Source organism: Pseudomonas sp. P4_C3 (assembly GCF_056402075.1).
The window spans coordinates 1-710 of record NZ_JBFUIC010000755.1 but is presented as its reverse complement, the minus strand read 5'-3'; the positions used below and the strand labels follow the sequence as shown (position 1 = coordinate 710).

General features: G+C 58.3%; 2 protein-coding genes. Both read left to right on the top strand.

The window, feature by feature from the left end:
* The coding region (locus AC1DVH_RS32275; RefSeq protein ID WP_477757192.1) for a glycosyltransferase family 4 protein at positions 1 to 361 on the top strand (361 nt) is incomplete at its 5' end.
* The coding region (locus AC1DVH_RS32270; protein ID WP_477757191.1) for a glycosyltransferase at positions 362 to 710 on the top strand (349 nt) is incomplete at its 3' end.

Here is a 710-nt window from a genome sequence, read left to right as displayed (position 1 = left end):
TGTCTGCTTGCTCGGCTATTTGCCTGACGAGCACGTTGCACAGCTACTGGCCGGCGCCCGGGCATTGATTTTTCCGTCGCTTTACGAAGGTTTTGGCCTGCCGGTGCTGGAGGCCATGGCCTGCGGCACACCGGTCATTCTGACCAGCCGTTCGGCCATGCCCGAAGTCGCAGGCTCTGCGGGTAACTATGTTGAACCGGATGAAACCGACGGCTTGCGCGATGCAATGAGTCGTCTGATCGAGGATCTAGCGCATTGGCAGGCATGCCGAGAAGCCGGATTGCTACAGGCAAGGCTTTTTACCTGGGAAGGCTGCGCGCAAGTCACGGCCAGCGCTTACCGCCAGGCAATGGGAGGTTGAATGCGAGTTCTTCATTTTTTCAAGACGTACCTGCCTGACTCGGTCGGCGGGATCGAACAAGTGATTTTCCAGTTGTGCGAAAGCGGTGCCCTGCACGGCGTTGAAGGCAAGGTGCTGACCCTCAGTGCCGATCCGACACCGCCGGTGATGCAGATCGCTCAACATGAAGTCCATCGAGCCAGACTCGACATTCAGTTCGCCTCCACAGGGTTTTCCTGGAGCGTCTTCAAACAGTTTCGCGAGCTGGCAGCCGAGGCCGACGTGGTCAATTACCACTTTCCCTGGCCGTTCATGGACCTGGTGCATTTCGCCAGCGGCCTGAACAAACCCAGCGTGGTGACGTACCACT